This is a genomic window from Massilia sp. IC2-278 (assembly GCF_020708045.1).
Taxonomy (GTDB): Bacteria; Pseudomonadota; Gammaproteobacteria; order Burkholderiales; family Burkholderiaceae_D; genus Telluria.
Genome location: NZ_JAJFES010000003.1, coordinates 254,007 through 271,372, shown reverse-complemented (window position 1 = coordinate 271,372; position 17,366 = coordinate 254,007). Strand labels below are relative to the sequence as shown.

The window sequence follows — 17,366 nt, the reverse complement described above, 5'->3', positions numbered from 1 at the left end:
CGTGGCCGAAACCATCGTTCGGCCCCCTCAGGCGTGACCCAGGATGAAGCGTCCCGCCGCGTCGATGACGCGCTGCACCTGGTCGCGATGCGGCGAATGGCCGCAGTCCGGCAGCACCAGCAGCTCGGCCTGGGGCGCCAGGCGTTGGATGCCTTCCACCTGTTCCAGCGTGCCATATTCGTCGCCTTCGCCCTGGATGGCCAGCAGCGGCGCCGTGATCCGTGCCACCTCGCCGCGGATGTCCCAGCTGCGGAAGGCCGGGTCGAGCCAGGCATCGTTCCAGCCCCAGAAGGCCGAGTCGACGTCGAGGTGATGGCGCGCCAGCCGCTCGCGCAGCGGGCCATGCAGGTAGGCCTCGCGCGCCTGGCCGATGGAAGCCACGCCGATGTCCTCGACCAGGATGTGCGGCGCCATCACGACCACGCCGCTGACCGGAAAGCGCGCCGCGTGCAGCAGGGCGATCGAGGCGCCGTCGCTGTGGCCGAAGAGCCAGGGGCGTTCGACGCCGAGTTGCGCCAGCAGGGCCGGCAACACTTCCCAGGCCTGTTGGTGCATGAAATCGTGCGGCAGCGGTTCGTCGAGTGGACGCGCCGTCGAGCGGCCGTAGCCATAACGCGAAAACACCAGCCCGCGCAGGCCGTGGGCCTGGCAGAACCGTTCCGGAAAGTCACGCCAGAGCGAGACCGAGCCCAGGCCCTCGTGCAGGAAGACGACGGTCGGATGGTCCGAGGCGGCGGCGCCGGCCCAGGTGTATTCGTGGCGCACGGTGCGGCCGTGCCAGGCGATATCGGCAAACAGGAGGGGTGAAGCGGCGTTGGAAGGCATCGGGTGCGGGCTGGTATCTATATAGACGGCGCCAGGCGCAATGGTCGCGGCGGGCCGGAAATTCTAGCATGGCAGAAATTTTATCGAGTTCGGTACCGTACGCATCGAAGCCGGCCAAAAATCGCATACCTTGCGCAATTCGGATACCGTTCGGTATAATTGCCGACCCGCGTTACCGTCTCTCGAAGATTTCCCTCCCATGTCCCTTTCATTTCCCCTGCGCGCAGGCGTGCTGGCTTGCCTGTTTGCCCTGAGCGCCTGCACGCTCGGTCCCGATTTCCATCGGCCGGAGTCCGCGCCTGCCGTCGCCTCGTTCGCCACCGCCGGCGCCGCTGTGAGCAGCCATACCGTCGAACAGGCGCTCGACGCGTCCTGGTGGAAGCTGTTCCAGGACCCGCTGCTGGTCGAACTTGAACGCGAGGCGATCGATGCCAACCTCGATCTGCAGGCTGCCGCCGCGCGCGTGGCGCAAAGCCGCGCCGCCTTGCAGGTGAGCGGCGCCGCGCTGCTGCCAAGCGTGGACGCGGGTGCGTCCTACGCCCGCCAGCGCGCCAGCGGCAAGGGCACGAATGCCCTCAGCGGCGCCACCGACCAGCACGCGTTCAATCTGTCGCAGGCCGGTGTCGATGCCAGCTGGGAGCTCGATTTGTGGGGGCGGGCGCGGCGCCTGCAGGAGTCCAGCGCCGCCCAGCTGGAAGCGGCCGGCTTCGACGCCGCCGCCATGCGCGTCTCGCTGACCGCCGAAGTGGCGCGCGTCTACCTGGAACTGCGCGGCGTGCAGAACGACCTGCGCGTGGCCCGTTCGAACAGCGAGATCGCCGCGAAAAGCCTGCACGTGGCCGAGCGCCGCCGCAGCCAGGGCGTGGCCACCGCGTTCGACACCTCGGTCGCGCGCGCCCAGCTGGCCAGCTTCGAAGCGGCGATTCCCGAACTCGAAGCGCGCGCCGACGCCCTGAGCAATGCGCTGGCGCTGCTGCTGGCCAAACCGCCGCGCGCGCTCGACGCCCAACTGGGCGAAGCCGCCGAGCTGCCCGGCCTGCCGGCCCGGGTGCCGGTCGGCTTGCCGTCCGAGCTGGCCCATCGCCGTCCCGACATCCTGGGCGCGGAAAGCCGCCTGCATGCGGCCACCGCGCAGATCGGCGCCGCCCAGGCCGACTTTTACCCGCGCATCAGCCTCACCGGCAGCCTGGGCGCGCAAGCCTTGTCGTTCTCGGACCTGGGCTGGGGCGCGCGCCAGTTCGCCATCGGCCCGAGCCTGCACCTGCCGGTCTTCGAGGGCGGGCGCCTGAAGGGCGAGCTCGCACTCACGGAAGCGCGCCAGCAGGAAGCGGCGATCGCCTACCGGCAGACCGTATTAAAAGCCTGGCACGAAGTCGACAACGCCTTGTCGAGCTACCGCCGCGTGCAACAGCGCGCCGCGCAGCTCGACGTGGCCGTGCTGGAAAACCGCCGCGCCCTGACCCACGCCGAGCGCCGCTATGCGCAGGGCGCGGCCGACTACCTCACCGTGCTGGTCACCCAGCAGCGCCTGCTCGACAGCGAAAACGCCGCCTCGCGCGGCCGTACCGACACCGCGCTGGCGATGGTGGCGCTGTACAAGGCGCTGGGCGGCGGCTGGGAAGCGGCGCAATGAGGCACGACTGGACCGCTTCCATGGAGACCGACCTGCCGCTGTGGGTGCGCGATCTCGACGACGATACCTACGGCGTGCACCACCGCCGCCTGTGCGTATGGGCCGACGAATTCGACGGCAGCTGGCACTGGGAAATCCAGACCTGGGACGCCGACGGCGTGGCCGGGCAGGGCGTTGCCGGCAGCCGCGACGAAGCCATGGCGCTGGCCGATGCCGCCGCACGCGCCTTGACCAGTGCACAAGACGAGGCAGACCCGCGATGACGGGACATGCACTTCCCGGCGTGCCGGCCGCTCCAGCACCGGCTCCGGGCAAACCCGCAGCGGCGCCGGTCGTTCATCCGTTCGGCCCGCGCCTGCTCACCGGCGTGCTCGGCGTGTTTGTCGCCGCCATGATGTCGGGCCTGAACAGCCGCATCGGCGGCCTGGCGCTGGCCGACATCCGCACTGCCTTCGGCATGGGTGTCGACGACGGCAGCTGGATCAACAGCCTGTACGCCGCCTTCGAGCTCGCTGCGATGCCGTTCTCGGCCTGGTTCGCGGTCACGTTTTCCTTCCGCCGCTATCACCTGGCGGTGGTGGCGACTTTTGCGCTGCTCGGCATCCTGACGCCGCTGGCGCCAAACGTCGACGTCCTGCTGGTGCTGCGCTGCCTGCAAGGCCTGTTCGGCGGCCTCCTGATTCCGGTGCTGATGGCGGCGGCGCTGCGCTTCTTCCCGCTGCCGCTGCGCCTGTACGGCCTGGCCCTGTATGCAATGACCGCGACCTTTGCGCCGAACGTGGCCACCTGGCTGTCCGGCACCTGGACCGACGGCCTGCACGTCTGGCAGCTGCTGTTCTGGCAAACGATTCCGCTGGCGCTGTTCGCGCTGGGCGCCGTGGCCTGGGGCATTCCGCAAGACCCGGTGCGCCTGGAGCGCTTCAAACAGGTCGACTGGATGGGGCTGGTCACCGGCTTCATTGGCCTGGTCATGCTCGGCATCGGCCTGACCCAGGGCGAGCGCCTCGACTGGTTCAACAGCCCGCTGGTGTGCTGGCTGTTCGGCGCCGGCGGTGGGCTACTCGCCATTTTCCTGCTGTGCGAATGGTTCCACCCCATGCCATTCATCAAGCTGCAGCTGCTGCACCGCCGCAACCTGGGCCTGGGCTTCGCCATCTTCGTCGGCCTGCTGGTGGTGCTGCTTTCCGGCTCGCTGCTGCCGGCGAATTACCTCGGCCACGCCTGGCATTTCCGCACGCCGCAGCTGGCCGTGATCGGCCTGGAAGTCGGCCTGCCGCAGTTCGTGCTGGGGCCGGCCGTGTCCTGGCTGCTGTACAAGAAGTGGGTCGATGCGCGCCATGTGTTCGCTGCCGGCCTGGTGCTGATCGCGCTGTCCTGTTTCGCCGGTGCACGCGTCACGCCCAACTGGATGGCCGACCAGTTCGTATTGGCCCAGGCCTTGCAGGCCTTCGGCCAGCCGATGGCGGTGATCGCGCTGCTGTTCCTGGCCACCAGTGTGGTGCAGCCGATGGAAGGGCCGCAGGTCTCGGGCATCGTGAACGCCCTGCGCGTGCTTGGCACCTTGATCGGCAGCGCCGTGGTTGGCCGCCTGCTGGCGGTGCGCGAAGCGATGCACGCGAACGTGCTGCTCGATGGCGCCGCGAATGCGCGCCGCCTGGCCGGCGCGCTGGAACCCGCGCAGCTGGGCGAGGTGGCGCAGCGTGTCTCGCACCAGGCCTTCGTGCTGGCCATCGGCGACAGCTACCTCGTGCTCGGGGTGCTGGCGCTGGCGCTGGTGCCCTTCGTGCTCATGCTCCAGTACATCGCGCCGCCGGCCCTGCCTCCCAAACAACATTAAATACAAACAGCATCATCAAGGATCAGCATGTCCCTCCCGAACACCGCAAAAATCACCGTCGCCGTCCTGCTCGCCGCCGTCCTGGCCGGCAGTGCCTATTCCTATAGTTATGGCGAAGGCCACGGCGCGCGCCAGAGCACCGACGACGCCTATGTCACCGCCGACTTCACCCTGGTCGCGCCGAAGGTGGCCGGCAACGTGCTCGAGGTCCTGGTCGAAGACCACCAGGACGTGAAGAAGGGCCAGCTGCTGGCCCGGATCGACGACCGCGACTATGTCGTGGCCATCGACATGGCAAAGGCCGACCTGGCCCAGGCCGAGGCCGACCTGGCGCGCCTGCGCGCCACTGCCGCCCAGCAGGGCAGCGCCATCGAGCGCGCCGGCGCCGCCGTGGCGGCCGACCAGGCGGCATTGACATTCGCCCGTGCCAACGAGGCGCGTTACCGCGATTTGTCGTCGGACGGTTCGGCCACGCTGCAGGACCGCCAGCAGGCCGAGTCCCAGGCCCAGGCCGCGGCGGCCCGGCACAAGGCCGATACCGCCGCGCTGGCCGGCGCGCGACAGCAGACCGCCATCCTGCGCGCACAGGTGGAGCAGGGCGAAGCGCAGGTGGCGCGCAGCAAAGCGGCATTGGCGGCGGCCGAACTGCACCTGTCGTACACCAGGATCGTCGCGCCGATCGACGGCGTGGTCGGCCAGCGCAGCGTGCGCGTCGGCGCCTATTCCCAGGTTGGCGCCGCGATGCTGGCCATCGTGCCGCTGCAGTCGGCGTATGTGGAAGCGAACTTCCGCGAGACCCAGCTGGCGCGCATGCGCGTCGGCCAGCGCGTCGACATCGCGGTAGACATGCTGCCCGGGACCACGCTGCATGGCCACGTGGCCAGCCTGGCGCCGGCCAGCAGTGTTTCCTTTTCTCCGATTGCACCGGATAATGCGACCGGCAATTTCACGAAAGTGGTGCAGCGCCTGCCGGTGAAGATCGTCATCGATCCGGGCCAGGACGCCGCGCGCCTGCTGAAGGTGGGCATGTCGGTAACGCCGACCGTGGCGCTGGAAGGCTGAGCGCTAGCCAAGACAAAGAGACCATGAACCCATCCGACGCCATCAAGGAAGCTCCCATGCCCAGCCGGCCGGCCCGCTTGACGCGCGAGCAGAGCCGCGCCCAGACCCGCGAGCGCCTGCTGGCCTCGGCCGCCGTCGTGTTCTCACGCGAAGGGTTTGCCGGCGCCTCGGTCGACCGCATCGCCGAGGAAGCCGGCTATTCGAAGGGCGCGCTGTACTCGAACTTCTCATCAAAGGACGAACTGTTCTTCGAGCTGTTCGACTACTACGCCGGCGGCCAGGCCGATGAACTGTGCCGGCGCCTGGATGCGGTCGACGAAGCCGAGGAAGCCATCGCCACCGTCTGCACCTGGGCCAACGGCCTGCAGCACGAGCCGGACCTGCGCATGCTGGTGCTCGACCTGACGCGCCTGGTGCGCAACCATACGGTTTTGTTCGAGCGCCACACGCGCCTGTTCGACGAGCAGTGGAAGGCGGTCGGCAGCCGGCTTGCCAAGATTTTCCCGGACGGCCGCTCGCCGGTCGCGCCGCTGGTGCTGGGTGCGCTGGTGATGGAACTCACCTACGGCAATGCGATGCAGCTGCACGCCGAATTGCGGGCCGGCGACCTGATCGGCCTGGCCCTGCGCGCGCTGCGCGATGCCCACCGCGCCTGAATCCACAAACGACCCGATTGGCCCCCATGCTCCTGAAAACCGCCTTGCTGTTCGTCGCCACCGCGCTCGCCGAAATCGTCGGCTGCTTCCTGCCCTACCTGTGGCTGCGCAAGGGCGGTTCCATCCTGCTGCTGGTGCCGGCGGCGGCCAGCCTGGCGCTGTTCGTCTGGCTGCTGACCCTGCATCCGGTGGCGAGCGGGCGCGTGTATGCGGCCTATGGCGGGGTGTACGTGGCCACGGCGCTGGTGTGGCTGCGCTTCGTCGACGGCGTGCAATTGTCGCGCCTGGACTGGCTGGGCGCGGCCGTCGCCCTGGCCGGCATGGCCATCATCGTTTCCGGTTGGACACGTCAATGATGATTTTGAGCAACGTATCTTTCTGTACACACATAATTTGTATGCATGATTCGGAACTGTTAAGGTCGTGCCTTGATCATTTTTAGCCTCAACACTGTTCTATGCGTACAAAAATTGCACTCGCCGCGGCGACCCTCATCTTCGCTGGTTCGGCCCACGCCAGCCTCCTGATCAACGGCGGCGCCGAGACCGGCGACCTGACCGGCTGGACTGTCGGCGGCAATTCAAAGCCGCGCATCGACGACGGCAGCTTCGACCTGGGCATCGACCCGCATAGCGGCAACTACATGTTCCTGGGCGGCCGCGGCAGCTACGGTTCGCTGACCCAGAACGTGTTGCTGGGCGGCGCCGCGGCCAATCGCCGCGCGTCGGTGTCGTTCTGGCAGCAGGGCCTGGACCAGGATACGCCGAGCGACAACGGCTACATTTCGCTGACCTGGCGCGGTGCGGATGGCAACGTCCTCGGCAGCGTCGCCACCCCCACGCTCGACTCGCACTATGGCGCCTGGCAGCAGTACCAGGGCTGGTTCGACGTGCCAGCCTCGGCCTTCTCGGTCGACTACACGATGAACTTCAACCGCAACGTCGGCTTGGACCTCGACAACTTCTTCGACGACAACATGCTCGACGTCTTCAAGGTGCCGGAACCGGGCACGCTGGCGCTGAGCCTGCTCGGCGTGGCTGCCATCGCCTCGGCGCGCCGCCGCCGCAGCCGCTGATCGATCGCTCCCGGCAAGGCGCCGGGCGCGTCCTGCTAACGGCGGCCTGGTGCCGCCGTTTTCCATTCCGGCACAGCATTCCCGCACAGGCGCGCACACAAAAACACAGCTGCCTCTTCTATTGATAGTGAATTCTCATTATAATTAATGCCAAGCCGCTCCCGGCATCAACAGGAACTCACCGTCACCGGATAAGGAAACGCCCCATGCACGTCCTCGCCTGCCAACGCACGCCTCTCACGCTCGCCATCCTGCTCGCCTTTGGCGCCTCCGCCGCGCATGCCCAGACCGCGCCTGCCGCGGAATCCTCGCGCCTGGCGGGCGATCCGGACAGCATTCCGACCGTGGTCATCTCGGCCAGCGCCCTGGGCCTGCTGAGCGACGACATGGTCACCCCGGTGACCTCGCTCGGCGGCGGCGAACTGGTGCGCGCCCGCGAATCGACGCTGGGCGAAACCCTGGCCGGCCAGCCGGGCATCACCTCCAGCCACTTCGGCGCCGGCGCCAGCCGTCCGGTGATCCGCGGCATGGACGGCCCGCGCGTGAAAATCCTGTCCGACGGCGCCGAAATCCAGGACGCCTCGACCATCAGCCCCGACCACGCCGTGGCCTTCGAGCCGGTGCTGGCCGAGCGCATCGAAGTGCTGCGCGGCCCGTCGGCGCTGGCCTATGGCGGCGGGGCGGTGGGTGGCGTGGTGAACATCCTCGACCGCAAGATCCCGACCGCGATGCCGGACAAGCCGCTCGAAGGTTCGGTCGAGCTGCGCGCCAACTCGGTGGCGCAGGAAAAAACCACCGCCTTCGAATTCACCGGCGGTTCGGGCAACCTGGCCGTTCACGCCGAGGGCGTGCTGCGCGACGCCGACGCCTACAAGGTCGGCAGCGGCTGGGAAGGCGGCGGCCGCGTGGCCGGCAGCTACAAGGAAACCGAGACGGGCAGTGTCGGTCTGTCCTGGATCGGCGAACGCGGCTTCATCGGCGCCGCCTACACCAAGGAGCGCAACGAATACGGCATCCCGGGCCACAACCACGCCTCCGAGTCCTGCCATCCGCACGGCGACCACCTGCATTGCGGCAGCCATGACGAGCACGAGCACGAGGGCGAGGAAGGCCACGACGACCACGACCATGAGCACGAGCACGAACATGGCGCGGAGGACGTGCCGGTCGTGAAGCTCGACAGCGAGCGCTGGGACATCCGCGGCGAGTACCGCGAGCCGCTGGCCGGCTTCAGCAAGCTGCGCCTGCGCGCCTCGATCACCGACTACCGGCACGACGAGCTGGAAGACGGCATCGTGGCCACCAGCTTCAAGAACAAGGCCCACGACGGCCGCCTCGAACTCGAACACAAGCCGCTGGGTGGCTGGCGCGGCGTGCTCGGCCTGCAGACCGGCAAGCGCGACTTCGCCGCATCGGGCGAGGAAGCCTATGTGCCGTCCACCGTCACGAAAAAGCACGCGGTGTTCCTGACGGAGGAATACAAGCTGGGCGACTGGCGCTTCGAAGCGGCGGCGCGCCACGAGTGGCAGGACATCGATGTGGACTCGGCCACCCAGCGCGACACCAGCGCCCGCGGCACCTCGGCGGCATTGGGCGCGGTCTGGAAGTTCAGCCCCGAGTATTCGCTGCGCGCCTCGGTATCGCGCAGCCACCGCCTGCCGACCGCCGAGGAGCTGTATGCCGACGGCGCCCACCTGGCCACCAGCACCTGGGAGCTCGGCAACGAGAACCTGACCAAGGAGACGTCGAACAACGTCGACCTCACGCTGCGCAAGTACGCCGGCGCGACCACCTTCTCGCTGAGCGCCTTCCACAACCGCGTGAACAACTATATCTACGCGAACACGCTCGACAACCACGATGGTTTCCAGCTGATCGAGTACGCCCAGCGCGACGCCACCTTCACCGGCCTGGAAGGCGAGGTGCGGCGCAAGCTCGGCGCCAACCTCGACGCCAGCCTGTTCGGCGACATGGTGCGCGCCCGCTTCGAGGACGGCGCCAACCGCAACCTGCCGCGCATCGCGCCTTACCGCGTCGGCGCCAAGCTCGACGCCAGCTGGCAGCGCTGGCACGGCCTGGTCGAGTTCGTGCACGTCGGCAGCCAGGACGACGTGGCGCAATTCGAAAGCGCGACCGGCGGCTACAACATGCTGAACCTGGGGACGCACTACACCACCCGCATCGGCGGCGTACCGGCCCAGCTCTACGCCCGCATCAACAATGCGACGAACGAACTGGCCTTCAGCCACACCTCGTTCATCAAGAACGCGGCGCCGCTGGCCGGCCGCAACCTGACGGCGGGGCTGCGCCTGATCTTTTAAGCCATCGAGCAGGCATATGCCTGCCGGCCCGGCGCATCCGTGTGGGTGCGCCGGGCATGTTTTTTGGAATAGCGAATGAAGAAACTGATCAAACTCGGCGACTACGCCGGCATCGCCGCCTCGGCCCTGTGCCTGGTCCATTGCGTGGCCGGGCCGCTGCTGGTGCTGGCCTTTCCGGTGCTCGGGCTGGGCAGCCAGCACCATGCCTTCCACGACTTGCTGCTGGCGGCGGTGACGGTGCCGGTGCTGCTGGCCTTATTGCCGGGCTACCTGGCGCACCGCGATCCCTTCGTGCTGCCGGTCGGGCTGGCGGGACTGGCGTGCTTCCTGGCGGCGGTGTTCTTCGTCGGGCCGCGCTACGGCCAGGGTGCGGAGACGGCGCTGGCGATCATCAGCAGCGTGCTGCTGGTGTCGGCGCACCTGCGCAATCATCGGGGATGCAAGCGCTGTGTTGCGGCTGGGGCTGACGGGAAGGCTGCGCACTGATCGTCCCGGCAGCCGATGCCTGACGCCTCAGCGGCAAGCACTGCACAAGCCATACAAGGTCAACTCGTGCGACTCCAGCACGAAGCCTTGCGGCGTCAGCTTCTTCATGTCGCCAGGACAGGCATGCACCTCATACACCTTGTCGCAGGCGCGGCAGTGGAAGTGGTGGTGGTGTTCGTGCCCGGCGATCTCGTAGCGGTCGCCGCCGCCGGGCAGCGACACGGCGGCGATGTCGCCGGCTTCCAGCATCGCCTTGATGTTGCGGTAGATGGTGGCCATGCCGATGCCGGGCACGGCGCCTTGCGCGTGCTCCAGGAGTTCCTGCGGTGACAGCGGACGGCCGGCGGCGGCCATCACTTCCTGGATGGCCTTGCGCTGACGCGTATTTCTTTCCATGTAATCGATCCTTCAATGGCCGGGGCGGCACGGGCAATCCGGTATTATCGCGCGAATTGGACTGTATTGCTCCTGCGGCCCGCAGCTTTATTCCTCCGCGGCCGGCAGCGGCGCCCAGCCCATGTCCTTGAAGAACTCCTGCGCCAGGCGCTGGTAGCCCGGCACCGTGAAGTGGATCAGGTCCTTGGCCATCAGCGCCGGCGACTGGCGCGCCCACTCGTAGGCCTTGCCCTGGCCGCCCATCGCGTCCTGCATGCTCCAGGCGCTGCAGCCGGCGGCCTGGGCCACCTCGGCCTGCACCCGGTTGATGTCGACATGGATGCGCGCATACTGCAGCAGGTCGATCTGTGCCGCCTTTTTCCTGCGCGCCTGCGCTTCGCGTTCCTTGCGCGTCTTCGCCTTGCGGATGTTCGCCGAGCGCGGCACCAGCACGCCGCGGTCGCCCGGCCCGACCAGCACGCAGGCGGCCGACGGGAACACGGCCTTCATGTTGGCCACGGAGTCGGCCAGGCTCTTGCGGTAGGCCGCCAGGTCGAAGGGCTTCACGTTGCCCTCGTTGGTGCCGAATTCCAGGATCACCAGCTGGTACTGGTCCTTGGCGAACCAGCTGGCCAGGTAGTCCTGGTTGGTCGCCTTCCAGCCGGCCACGGTGGCGCCGGGATAGCCGAAGACATCCATGCCGAAGGGTGCCGGCGCCTGCGGCAGCAGTTCCAGGCCATGGAAGCGCAAGCGCCCGTCGAGCAGGCGCAGCTTGACCTGGGATATCGGCAGGTCCGCCATCAGTTCCAGCGCGGCCGGGCCGGCGGCGCCTGCCAGCGATACTTCCTGCTCGGCGCCGCCGTCGACGCTGATGCCGACCGTCAGCGGCGCATCGAGCTGCTGGTAGAGGATGCGCACGCGCTCGTAGCCGGGCGACTGCGCCGTCTTGCGCAGGTCCCAGGCCAGGGTGGCGCCGGGCTCCCCGGCGAACATGTTGCTCAGGCCGGGGCCGGGCGCCGCCGCGCTCTCGCCGCCCACGTAGTTCGGTTCGTATTTCCACTGCGCGCTCACGCAGGAGCGCAGCAGCGGCAGGCGCACGCCGGCGCGGTTCATGTTGGCCGGGATGAGGGTATTGGTTACGCCGCCCGGCGCCTTCAATTGGCGCAGCAGCTCCTCGGTGAAGAAGTTCGCGGCCAGGTGGCTGTCGCCCCAGATGCCGATGCGGTAGGGACCCGGTCCCGGGCGCGAAGACGGGGCCGGAGGCCGGGCCGCGACCGGCCCGGAGGCCATGGTCACGTCGGCGTTCGGCGACATGCTCAGCACCGTCTCGAGGGTCGGCACTTCGAGCGGATCGGGGTTGGCCGCCGCCGGCCGGCGCGCCACCGGCGCCGCCTTTTCGCATTCGAGCGGCGCCGGGTCGGGCCGGGCCTGGACCAGCAACTGGCGGATGGCCGGGGACGCCGGCTGGGCGGCGGCCAGGGACGGCAGCGCGGCGGCCGCGAACAACATCAGGGACAAGGGTCTGCGCATGCGCTCTCCATAGCGCCGCCGCGGCGGCAAAATACCATCAATCAAACGCGCAGATCAGTCGACCGGCACCTGCCTGCCGGCGGCCACCGCGTTCAGGCGGCGCTGCTCGGCGCGCACCTTGTCGATGTAGGCGCCGCTCGAGGCGCCGCCGCCGAAGTAGAAGCGCAGCGCCTCGTCTTCCGACCCGCCCTTCAGTTTCACGCAGTCGTGCAGGATCTCGGCGCCCACCTTCAGGCTGACGATGGGATCGATGAAGCTCGACTTGCCGCCGAATTTCTCGTAGCGCTTGGCGTGGATCACCGGCATCACCTGCATCAGCCCCTGGGCCCCGGCTTCGCTCTGGATGTAGGGGTGGAAGTTCGATTCGATCGCCATCACCGCGATGATCAGGTTGGGTGACAGTTTATACGTCTTCGACAGCTTGTCGGCCTCGACGATCAGGATCTCGAGCATGGCCGGCGACACCCGGTACTTGGCGCCGAGCCACTGGGCCATTGCGGCCTGGGACTTGCTGGCCTTGACCGGTTTCGGCACGGCCGGCGCCGCGGGGGCCGCGGGCGGCTGCGCGCGCGCGGCCGTGGCGGGTGCCGGTGCGGCGGAGGCCGGCGCAGGCGCCGCTGCCGCCGTGGGTGCCGGGGCCAGGCTGGGTGAGGATGCGGCAGGCGCGGCCGGCTGCGCCGTGGCGCTGTCTTGCGCCGCGACCTGGGCGGCCGGCTGCGTCGCTGCCTGCCCGCGGCCCAGCCACTGGCCCAGGCGTTCCGGATGGACGAACGCATACACGACAATCGCCACGGCGAGGATGCCGAGCACCCGCACCAGGGTTAACACACTACGTAAAGCCCTCATGGGTCTCCTTTTCCGGGCTGTCGACCGGCCTGCCGCAAGGGGCAGGGCGGACGGCCCTCAATCGCCTGGCTGCGCCTCGCCCGGTATGGGCGAGGGGTGGGCCAGGTGGTTCGCTGCCGCTTCTTCCGCTTTCGCGGCGTGGTCCGCCGCATGTTCGGGCGGCTGCCTGAAGCCTTTGTCGCCGGCCTCGTGGGCGGCGGGCGCTTCGGCGGCGGGGGCCGTGGGCGCCGCTGCCGCTTCCTTCGGTGTCTCCTGCGGCGCTTCCTTGTGCAGGGGCGCCGCCGGGCTGTGCGCCGCGGCGTCCGGCGCTGCCGGTTTGCTGGCGGACGGCGCCGGTTCCTTGCTTTTAGCCAACATTGTATCCTGTTCGCTCGCCGGCATGATAACCGTTCCGCCGGTTGCCTCCTTGATTTGGGCTGTCAGGGCCCGGATGCCCTTCACCGTCAGGTGGGTATTGTCCTTGCCGAAGAAGGCCGGCCGCGCCGCCGACAGCGCGTCCCAGTCGATCACGCGCACGTTCGGGAAATCGGCCGGCATGCGCGCGATGATCTCGTTGTTCGGCTTCATCCAGGGCTTCGGCACGTGCACGTTCACCAGCAGCACGTGCTCGCGGTCGGCCAGCTCGGCCAGCAGGGCGCGGTACTGGCTTTCGGTGATGTAGCCGTTGGTCCCGAGGTGCACCAGCACCGTCTGCGCCTTGCCGCCGGCCGCGCGCCAGGCCTGGATCACCTTCAGGCCCTGGCTGGCCTGGCGTCCGACGGCGGCGTCGATGCGGATGCCGGGAATGACCTTTTCCAGGTGGGCCTGGGCGCCTTTCAGGACCGAGTCGCCGATCGCGAACAGATCGTCGCCGCCGGAGATGCGCTCGTTCGAGGCCAGTTCCTCGTCGCTGATGGTGGGCGCGGCGGCGCTGTCCGGCGCCGCGGGCACGACCGCCGCCTGCACCGGGCTTTCCTGTGCGGCGGGCGCGGCGGCCACGAGCGGCTCCGGGCGGATGCCGTACAGCGCGGTGCCGGCGAACAGCGCCAGCACCGCGCCGCTGTAGCTGACCACCAGGGTCTTCATCTGGCGCGCGTCCAGGCCGCGGGTATCGAACTTCTTCATCGGCTCTTCGGTGCAGCGGTACAGCAGCTCGGCCAGCACGGCCACGGCGGCCAGCCCGCCCGCCAGCACCGCCGGCTCGGAAAAATCGGTCCAGCCGTGCAGGCGCATCCAGCAAAACACCAGCCAGTGCACCAGGTAGAGCGAATACGAGCGCACCCCCAGCCACTGCATGACGCGGGTCCGGAACAGCCGCGACAGCAGGAAGCCGCGGTCGCCCATCGCGGTGTAGGCCACCACGCAGGTCAGCAGCGGCACCAGCAGGAAGGCGCCCTCGTAGGTCCATGGGTGGTCGTTGTTCATGGCCTGCATCATCCAGCCCAGCAGGCCCAGCGCGGCCAGGGCGGCGATGCGCCAGCCCCAGCGCGCCAGGACGCTACGCGCGGCCGCGCGCCACGGATTCCAGAAGCCGGCCAGCGCGGCGCCGGCGAACAGGCCCATGGCGTGGGTGTCGGAGCCGAGGTAGAGCCGGTTGCGCAAGGCGCTGTCGATGTCGGGCTCGAACTGCCAGGCCATCCAGGCGGTGCTGGCCAGCGCCAGCAGCAGGGCCAGCGCGCCGGTCGCCTTTTCGCCGTAGCGCTTCAGGGCCAGCCAGGCCAGCGCCGGCCACAGGAAGTAGAACTGCTCCTCGACCGCCAGCGACCACAAATGCTTGAGCACCAGCGGCGTGGTGTCGAAATAGCCCTGCGCATGAAAGATCTGCCACCAGTTCGACACATAGGCCAGCGCCGCCGGCACGTCCGAGCGGAAGTGGTCGAAGGCCTCGTCGGCGGTGGGCACCGTAAAGGCGGCCAGCACGATCAGGCCCAGCACCGGGGGCATCAGGCGCTTGAGCCTGCGGAAATAAAAGGTCGCGAAACGGAAGTCGCCCTGGCGCCGGACTTCATCGAGCAGCTTCGCCGTGATGATGAAGCCGGAAATCATGAAGAAGATGTCGACCCCGAAGAAGCCGGCGCTGAGCAGGCCGGAGACTTCGCAGTGGAACAGGATCACGGACACCACGGCCAGCGCGCGCAGGCCATCGAGTTCGGCAAAACGGTGTTCTTCTTGTAATGCGCCGGGATGTGTCTTGGAGTGAGACATGGAAGCGTTCGGTTGTCGGTTCGGTTGTCAGTGTTTGTCGGTCAGCATCGCTTCGCCGAAGAGGCGGCCGCTCAGCCCGTAGCCTTTTGCCGTCAGGTGGGTCTGGTCCTTCTGCATCTGCGGCGGCTGCATGCCGGCCCAGCGCGCGGCGGCGCCCGGCCCGCCCATGGCCGCCTGCCAGTCCCAGAAGCCGCAGCCCAGCTCTTCGGCGGCCTGCTTCTGGGCTGCCGCGATCTGGCGGTGCACGTTCGCATAGCGCAGCGCGGCGGCCCCCGCGGCGCCGGGCACGCCACGGTCCGGCGGCCCGACCAGCATGCAGCGCGCATGCGGATACAGCTTGCGCATGCGTCCCAGGTTGCTGCGCAGGTAGGCCAGGTAGTCGCTGCGCGAGAAGCGCGGGGCGGCGCCTTCGTTGGTGCCGTACTGGACCAGCACCAGCTGGTAGTCATCTGGCGTGCCGAACAGGTTCTCGTCGGCGTAGGCCCAGCTGCGCAGCATGCCGCCCGGGACGCTGAAGCTGTCGAGGACCACGCGCGGCGCCTGCGCGTACTTGGGCGCGAAGCCGTGCACGGTCACCTGGCCCGACACCAGGCGGATGCGGACCGCCGCCATCGGCGCGTCGGGCACGATCCGCAGGCGGGTGGCGCTGCTGCGGCTGAGCGGCACCAGCTGTTCGGCGCCACCGTCGACCGCCACGCCCAGCAGCAGCGAGCCATCGGGCCGCGCCTTTTCGAACACGATCGCCAGCTCCTTCACGCGCGCGGCGCTCGAGGGCGAGCGGAAGTCGAGCAGGATGCTGTCGCCCGGCGTGGCCGAGCGCATGCTGACGAAACCCTTGCCGTACCAGCTGGGCTGCCTGCCCTTGCCCGGGTTTTCCTTGTGCGCGTAGCCGGTCTGCCAGCCGCTGGTGGCGCAGGCCGATTTCAGCGGCAGGCGCAGCCCCGGCACCTGGACCCCGGCCTGAATGAAGGATGGCTGGACGGCGGCGCGGGCAATGCCGGCCGCGTCCAGGGCGGCGTCGATGAAGTCGGGCGCCGAGGTCAGGCTGTCGCCCCAGAGGGCGATGCGCAGAGGGGAAGGCTGCGCAGGGGAAGCTTGCTGCGCAGGGGAAGGCGAGGGCGCCGGCCCGGCGCCGGTATGCCAGGTGAAGCCGGCGTCGGCGCGCAGCACCGGGCGCAGCGCGGCGCCTTGCCAGCCGCAGTCCGGCGCCGCCAGCGCGGCCTGGCCGGCAAGCAGGCCGAGGCCGAGGGCCGCGCAGCGGAGCATAGGTATCGGGAATGACTGCATGGGGTGTCGGTAAGGCGAAAAACCTGTCTCTTGTTACGCCAACAGGCCACGCACCCGGGATGGGCGGCGTGGCCTGTTTGGAATCGCTAGTTTAATGACTGGAGGAATCATTTAGCGTGGTATTTTCATGATTGGCTGCAAATATTTTCAGTCCGCAGGGCGATCCGACGGCATCGCTCAACCGGCCTTGCGCCGTGGCGCCAGCAGGTGCAGGGCCAGCTTCGCGCCATACAGCACGACGATGGTGCCGCAGAAGTCGCCGGTGGCCATTGCCACGAAGCTGGCGAGCAGGCCGCTCTTGTGCTCGGCCAGGCCGAACCAGAGGTGGTGCAGCAGCGGGCTGGCGATCGAATACACCAGGGCGCAGCACAGCAGGCGCGCCGGCGTCAGGTTGGCCAGCGAAGCCTGCAGGCCGAAGCGGCGGCGCATCACGAGGTAGACTAGGTAGGGCGCCACGGCGCCGAGAAAGCCGCCGGCCACCGAACGCAGCGGATCGTCGGGAAAGAAGATGAATGCGCAGGCCGCCCAGCCGACCAGGAACAGGCCGACGGCGCCGGCTTCGGCGAACAGCAGGGTGGCAAGCAGGCGCACGCCGGCCGGCAGGTAGAGCCAGTTGATGCCCGGTGCGAATTCGAGGCGAAGGAAGAAGAGTTCGTTCACGGCCAGCGCTGCGGCGAACATCGCGATGGTGGCGCCGGCCATCAGCGCGTGCAGTTGAAGCTGTTTCATACCCTAGTGCAGTAAAATAGTCTGGCCGAACCAGGCCGCCATTGTTCATGCGCCGGCCGGCAGCATCCGCCACCGCCAACCGATGAAGAAAACCCGCCCCGCCGACATCTATCTGCGTTTCCTCCAGCTGACCGAAGCCCTGCGCGGCTTGCCGTCGCTGCCCGAGCTCGACCCGCTCGAGGAGCGCATCCTGGCGCTGATCGCACGCGCCGGCCAGACCGACCAGCGCCTGAGCGTGCGCGACGTCATGGGCGCCACCGAACTCGGCGCCCCGGCCACCGTGCACAACCGGCTCAAGTCGATGCGGGAAAAGGGCTGGATCATGCTGGCCGATACCGAGGACACGCGCCGCAAGCGCATCGAACTGACCCAGGCCGCACTGCTGCACTTCGACCGCCTGTCCCAATGCATGCTGCGCGCCACCGAAGGCTAGGCGGACGGCATAGTACCATCTAGAAATAGTCGAAAACTATCCAATAGTCACAAGCCGGGGTCAAGTCTGACATCCGGACACGGGCTC

The 17,366-nt window shown here is 68.5% G+C and carries 17 protein-coding genes; 10 read left to right on the top strand and 7 right to left on the bottom strand.

Annotation, left to right across the window (positions count from 1 at the left end; all coding sequences use genetic code 11):
* Positions 1 to 27: 27 nt before the first annotated feature.
* Complete coding sequence (locus tag LK540_RS08930; RefSeq protein ID WP_229436850.1) at positions 28 to 825, bottom strand: alpha/beta fold hydrolase; 798 nt, start codon at positions 823 to 825, stop codon at positions 28 to 30.
* A 199-nt stretch (positions 826 to 1,024) separates the two neighbouring features.
* Here LK540_RS08930 and LK540_RS08925 point away from each other — a divergent pair, with 199 nt between their 5' ends.
* The 9 genes from LK540_RS08925 (at position 1,025) to LK540_RS08885 (ending at position 9,895) form a co-directional block, all read left to right on the top strand.
* Positions 1,025 to 2,458: an efflux transporter outer membrane subunit gene (locus LK540_RS08925; protein WP_229436849.1), complete on the top strand. Its 1,434-nt coding sequence runs from the start codon at positions 1,025 to 1,027 to the stop codon at positions 2,456 to 2,458.
* A gap of 20 nt (positions 2,459 to 2,478) precedes the next feature.
* On the top strand, positions 2,479 to 2,721 hold the full coding sequence (locus tag LK540_RS08920; protein ID WP_229436848.1) for a hypothetical protein: 243 nt from the start codon (positions 2,479 to 2,481) through the stop codon (positions 2,719 to 2,721).
* Entirely contained in the window at positions 2,718 to 4,295 is a 1,578-nt protein-coding gene (locus LK540_RS08915) for an MFS transporter (protein WP_229436847.1), read from the top strand. The genes LK540_RS08920 and LK540_RS08915 overlap by 4 nt, the downstream gene beginning before the upstream one ends.
* 27 nt (positions 4,296 to 4,322) lie before the next feature.
* Entirely contained in the window at positions 4,323 to 5,357 is a 1,035-nt protein-coding gene (locus LK540_RS08910; RefSeq protein ID WP_229436846.1) for an HlyD family secretion protein, read from the top strand.
* Positions 5,358 to 5,380: 23 nt separating this feature from the next.
* Positions 5,381 to 6,013, top strand: a complete 633-nt coding sequence (locus tag LK540_RS08905) for a TetR/AcrR family transcriptional regulator (RefSeq protein ID WP_229436845.1) — start codon at positions 5,381 to 5,383, stop codon at positions 6,011 to 6,013.
* 26 nt (positions 6,014 to 6,039) lie between these two features.
* Positions 6,040 to 6,369: a YnfA family protein gene (locus tag LK540_RS08900; protein WP_229436844.1), complete on the top strand. Its 330-nt coding sequence runs from the start codon at positions 6,040 to 6,042 to the stop codon at positions 6,367 to 6,369.
* 101 nt (positions 6,370 to 6,470) lie between these two features.
* Positions 6,471 to 7,088: a PEP-CTERM sorting domain-containing protein gene (locus LK540_RS08895; protein WP_229436843.1), complete on the top strand. Its 618-nt coding sequence runs from the start codon at positions 6,471 to 6,473 to the stop codon at positions 7,086 to 7,088.
* 206 nt (positions 7,089 to 7,294) lie between these two features.
* Positions 7,295 to 9,409, top strand: a complete 2,115-nt coding sequence (locus LK540_RS08890) for a TonB-dependent receptor domain-containing protein (protein WP_229436841.1) — start codon at positions 7,295 to 7,297, stop codon at positions 9,407 to 9,409.
* A gap of 75 nt (positions 9,410 to 9,484) precedes the next feature.
* Positions 9,485 to 9,895 carry a MerC domain-containing protein gene (locus tag LK540_RS08885; RefSeq protein WP_229436840.1) on the top strand — a complete coding sequence of 137 codons (411 nt, stop codon included), beginning with the start codon at positions 9,485 to 9,487 and terminating at the stop codon, positions 9,893 to 9,895.
* Positions 9,896 to 9,922: 27 nt separating this feature from the next.
* Here the strand turns inward: LK540_RS08885 and LK540_RS08880 are convergent, their stop codons facing one another.
* The 6 genes from LK540_RS08880 to LK540_RS08855 form a co-directional block, all read right to left on the bottom strand.
* The gene (locus LK540_RS08880; RefSeq protein WP_229436839.1) at positions 9,923 to 10,291 is read right to left on the bottom strand and encodes a Fur family transcriptional regulator; all 369 of its coding nucleotides are present in this window, start codon (positions 10,289 to 10,291) and stop codon (positions 9,923 to 9,925) included.
* A gap of 87 nt (positions 10,292 to 10,378) precedes the next feature.
* Positions 10,379 to 11,800: a hypothetical protein gene (locus LK540_RS08875; RefSeq protein ID WP_229436838.1), complete on the bottom strand. Its 1,422-nt coding sequence runs from the start codon at positions 11,798 to 11,800 to the stop codon at positions 10,379 to 10,381.
* Positions 11,801 to 11,854: 54 nt separating this feature from the next.
* Complete coding sequence (locus tag LK540_RS08870; RefSeq protein ID WP_229436837.1) at positions 11,855 to 12,646, bottom strand: transglycosylase SLT domain-containing protein; 792 nt, start codon at positions 12,644 to 12,646, stop codon at positions 11,855 to 11,857.
* 57 nt (positions 12,647 to 12,703) lie between these two features.
* Positions 12,704 to 14,830, bottom strand: coding sequence for an acyltransferase family protein (locus LK540_RS08865; RefSeq protein ID WP_229436836.1), 2,127 nt, complete (start codon positions 14,828 to 14,830; stop codon positions 12,704 to 12,706).
* A gap of 27 nt (positions 14,831 to 14,857) precedes the next feature.
* A complete protein-coding gene (locus LK540_RS08860; RefSeq protein ID WP_229436835.1) occupies positions 14,858 to 16,096 on the bottom strand; it encodes a GDSL-type esterase/lipase family protein in 1,239 nt (412 codons plus the stop codon).
* 198 nt (positions 16,097 to 16,294) lie between these two features.
* Positions 16,295 to 16,846, bottom strand: coding sequence for a hypothetical protein (locus tag LK540_RS08855; protein WP_229436834.1), 552 nt, complete (start codon positions 16,844 to 16,846; stop codon positions 16,295 to 16,297).
* Between the two features lie 82 nt (positions 16,847 to 16,928).
* On the opposite strand from LK540_RS08855, the gene LK540_RS08850 reads away from it, so the two are divergent.
* Positions 16,929 to 17,279 (top strand): winged helix-turn-helix domain-containing protein, encoded by a 351-nt coding sequence (locus LK540_RS08850; RefSeq protein WP_229436832.1) that lies wholly within the window; start codon positions 16,929 to 16,931, stop codon positions 17,277 to 17,279.
* Positions 17,280 to 17,366 lie beyond the last annotated feature (87 nt).

What these genes read in the sequence shown, in the direction of transcription:
- LK540_RS08905 (WP_229436845.1), top strand. Translation starts at nt 5,381, where the DNA reads ATGAACCCATCCGACGCCATCAAGGAAGCTCCCATGCCCAGCCGGCCG.
- LK540_RS08915 (WP_229436847.1), top strand. Translation starts at nt 2,718, where the DNA reads ATGACGGGACATGCACTTCCCGGCGTGCCGGCCGCTCCAGCACCGGCT.
- LK540_RS08870 (WP_229436837.1), bottom strand. Translation starts at nt 12,646, where the DNA reads ATGAGGGCTTTACGTAGTGTGTTAACCCTGGTGCGGGTGCTCGGCATC.
- LK540_RS08865 (WP_229436836.1), bottom strand. Translation starts at nt 14,830, where the DNA reads ATGTCTCACTCCAAGACACATCCCGGCGCATTACAAGAAGAACACCGT.
- LK540_RS08880 (WP_229436839.1), bottom strand. Translation starts at nt 10,291, where the DNA reads ATGGAAAGAAATACGCGTCAGCGCAAGGCCATCCAGGAAGTGATGGCC.
- LK540_RS08925 (WP_229436849.1), top strand. Translation starts at nt 1,025, where the DNA reads ATGTCCCTTTCATTTCCCCTGCGCGCAGGCGTGCTGGCTTGCCTGTTT.
- LK540_RS08920 (WP_229436848.1), top strand. Translation starts at nt 2,479, where the DNA reads ATGGAGACCGACCTGCCGCTGTGGGTGCGCGATCTCGACGACGATACC.
- LK540_RS08890 (WP_229436841.1), top strand. Translation starts at nt 7,295, where the DNA reads ATGCACGTCCTCGCCTGCCAACGCACGCCTCTCACGCTCGCCATCCTG.
- LK540_RS08855 (WP_229436834.1), bottom strand. Translation starts at nt 16,846, where the DNA reads ATGAAACAGCTTCAACTGCACGCGCTGATGGCCGGCGCCACCATCGCG.
- LK540_RS08850 (WP_229436832.1), top strand. Translation starts at nt 16,929, where the DNA reads ATGAAGAAAACCCGCCCCGCCGACATCTATCTGCGTTTCCTCCAGCTG.
- LK540_RS08900 (WP_229436844.1), top strand. Translation starts at nt 6,040, where the DNA reads ATGCTCCTGAAAACCGCCTTGCTGTTCGTCGCCACCGCGCTCGCCGAA.
- LK540_RS08930 (WP_229436850.1), bottom strand. Translation starts at nt 825, where the DNA reads ATGCCTTCCAACGCCGCTTCACCCCTCCTGTTTGCCGATATCGCCTGG.
- LK540_RS08885 (WP_229436840.1), top strand. Translation starts at nt 9,485, where the DNA reads ATGAAGAAACTGATCAAACTCGGCGACTACGCCGGCATCGCCGCCTCG.
- LK540_RS08860 (WP_229436835.1), bottom strand. Translation starts at nt 16,096, where the DNA reads ATGCTCCGCTGCGCGGCCCTCGGCCTCGGCCTGCTTGCCGGCCAGGCC.
- LK540_RS08875 (WP_229436838.1), bottom strand. Translation starts at nt 11,800, where the DNA reads ATGCGCAGACCCTTGTCCCTGATGTTGTTCGCGGCCGCCGCGCTGCCG.
- LK540_RS08910 (WP_229436846.1), top strand. Translation starts at nt 4,323, where the DNA reads ATGTCCCTCCCGAACACCGCAAAAATCACCGTCGCCGTCCTGCTCGCC.
- LK540_RS08895 (WP_229436843.1), top strand. Translation starts at nt 6,471, where the DNA reads ATGCGTACAAAAATTGCACTCGCCGCGGCGACCCTCATCTTCGCTGGT.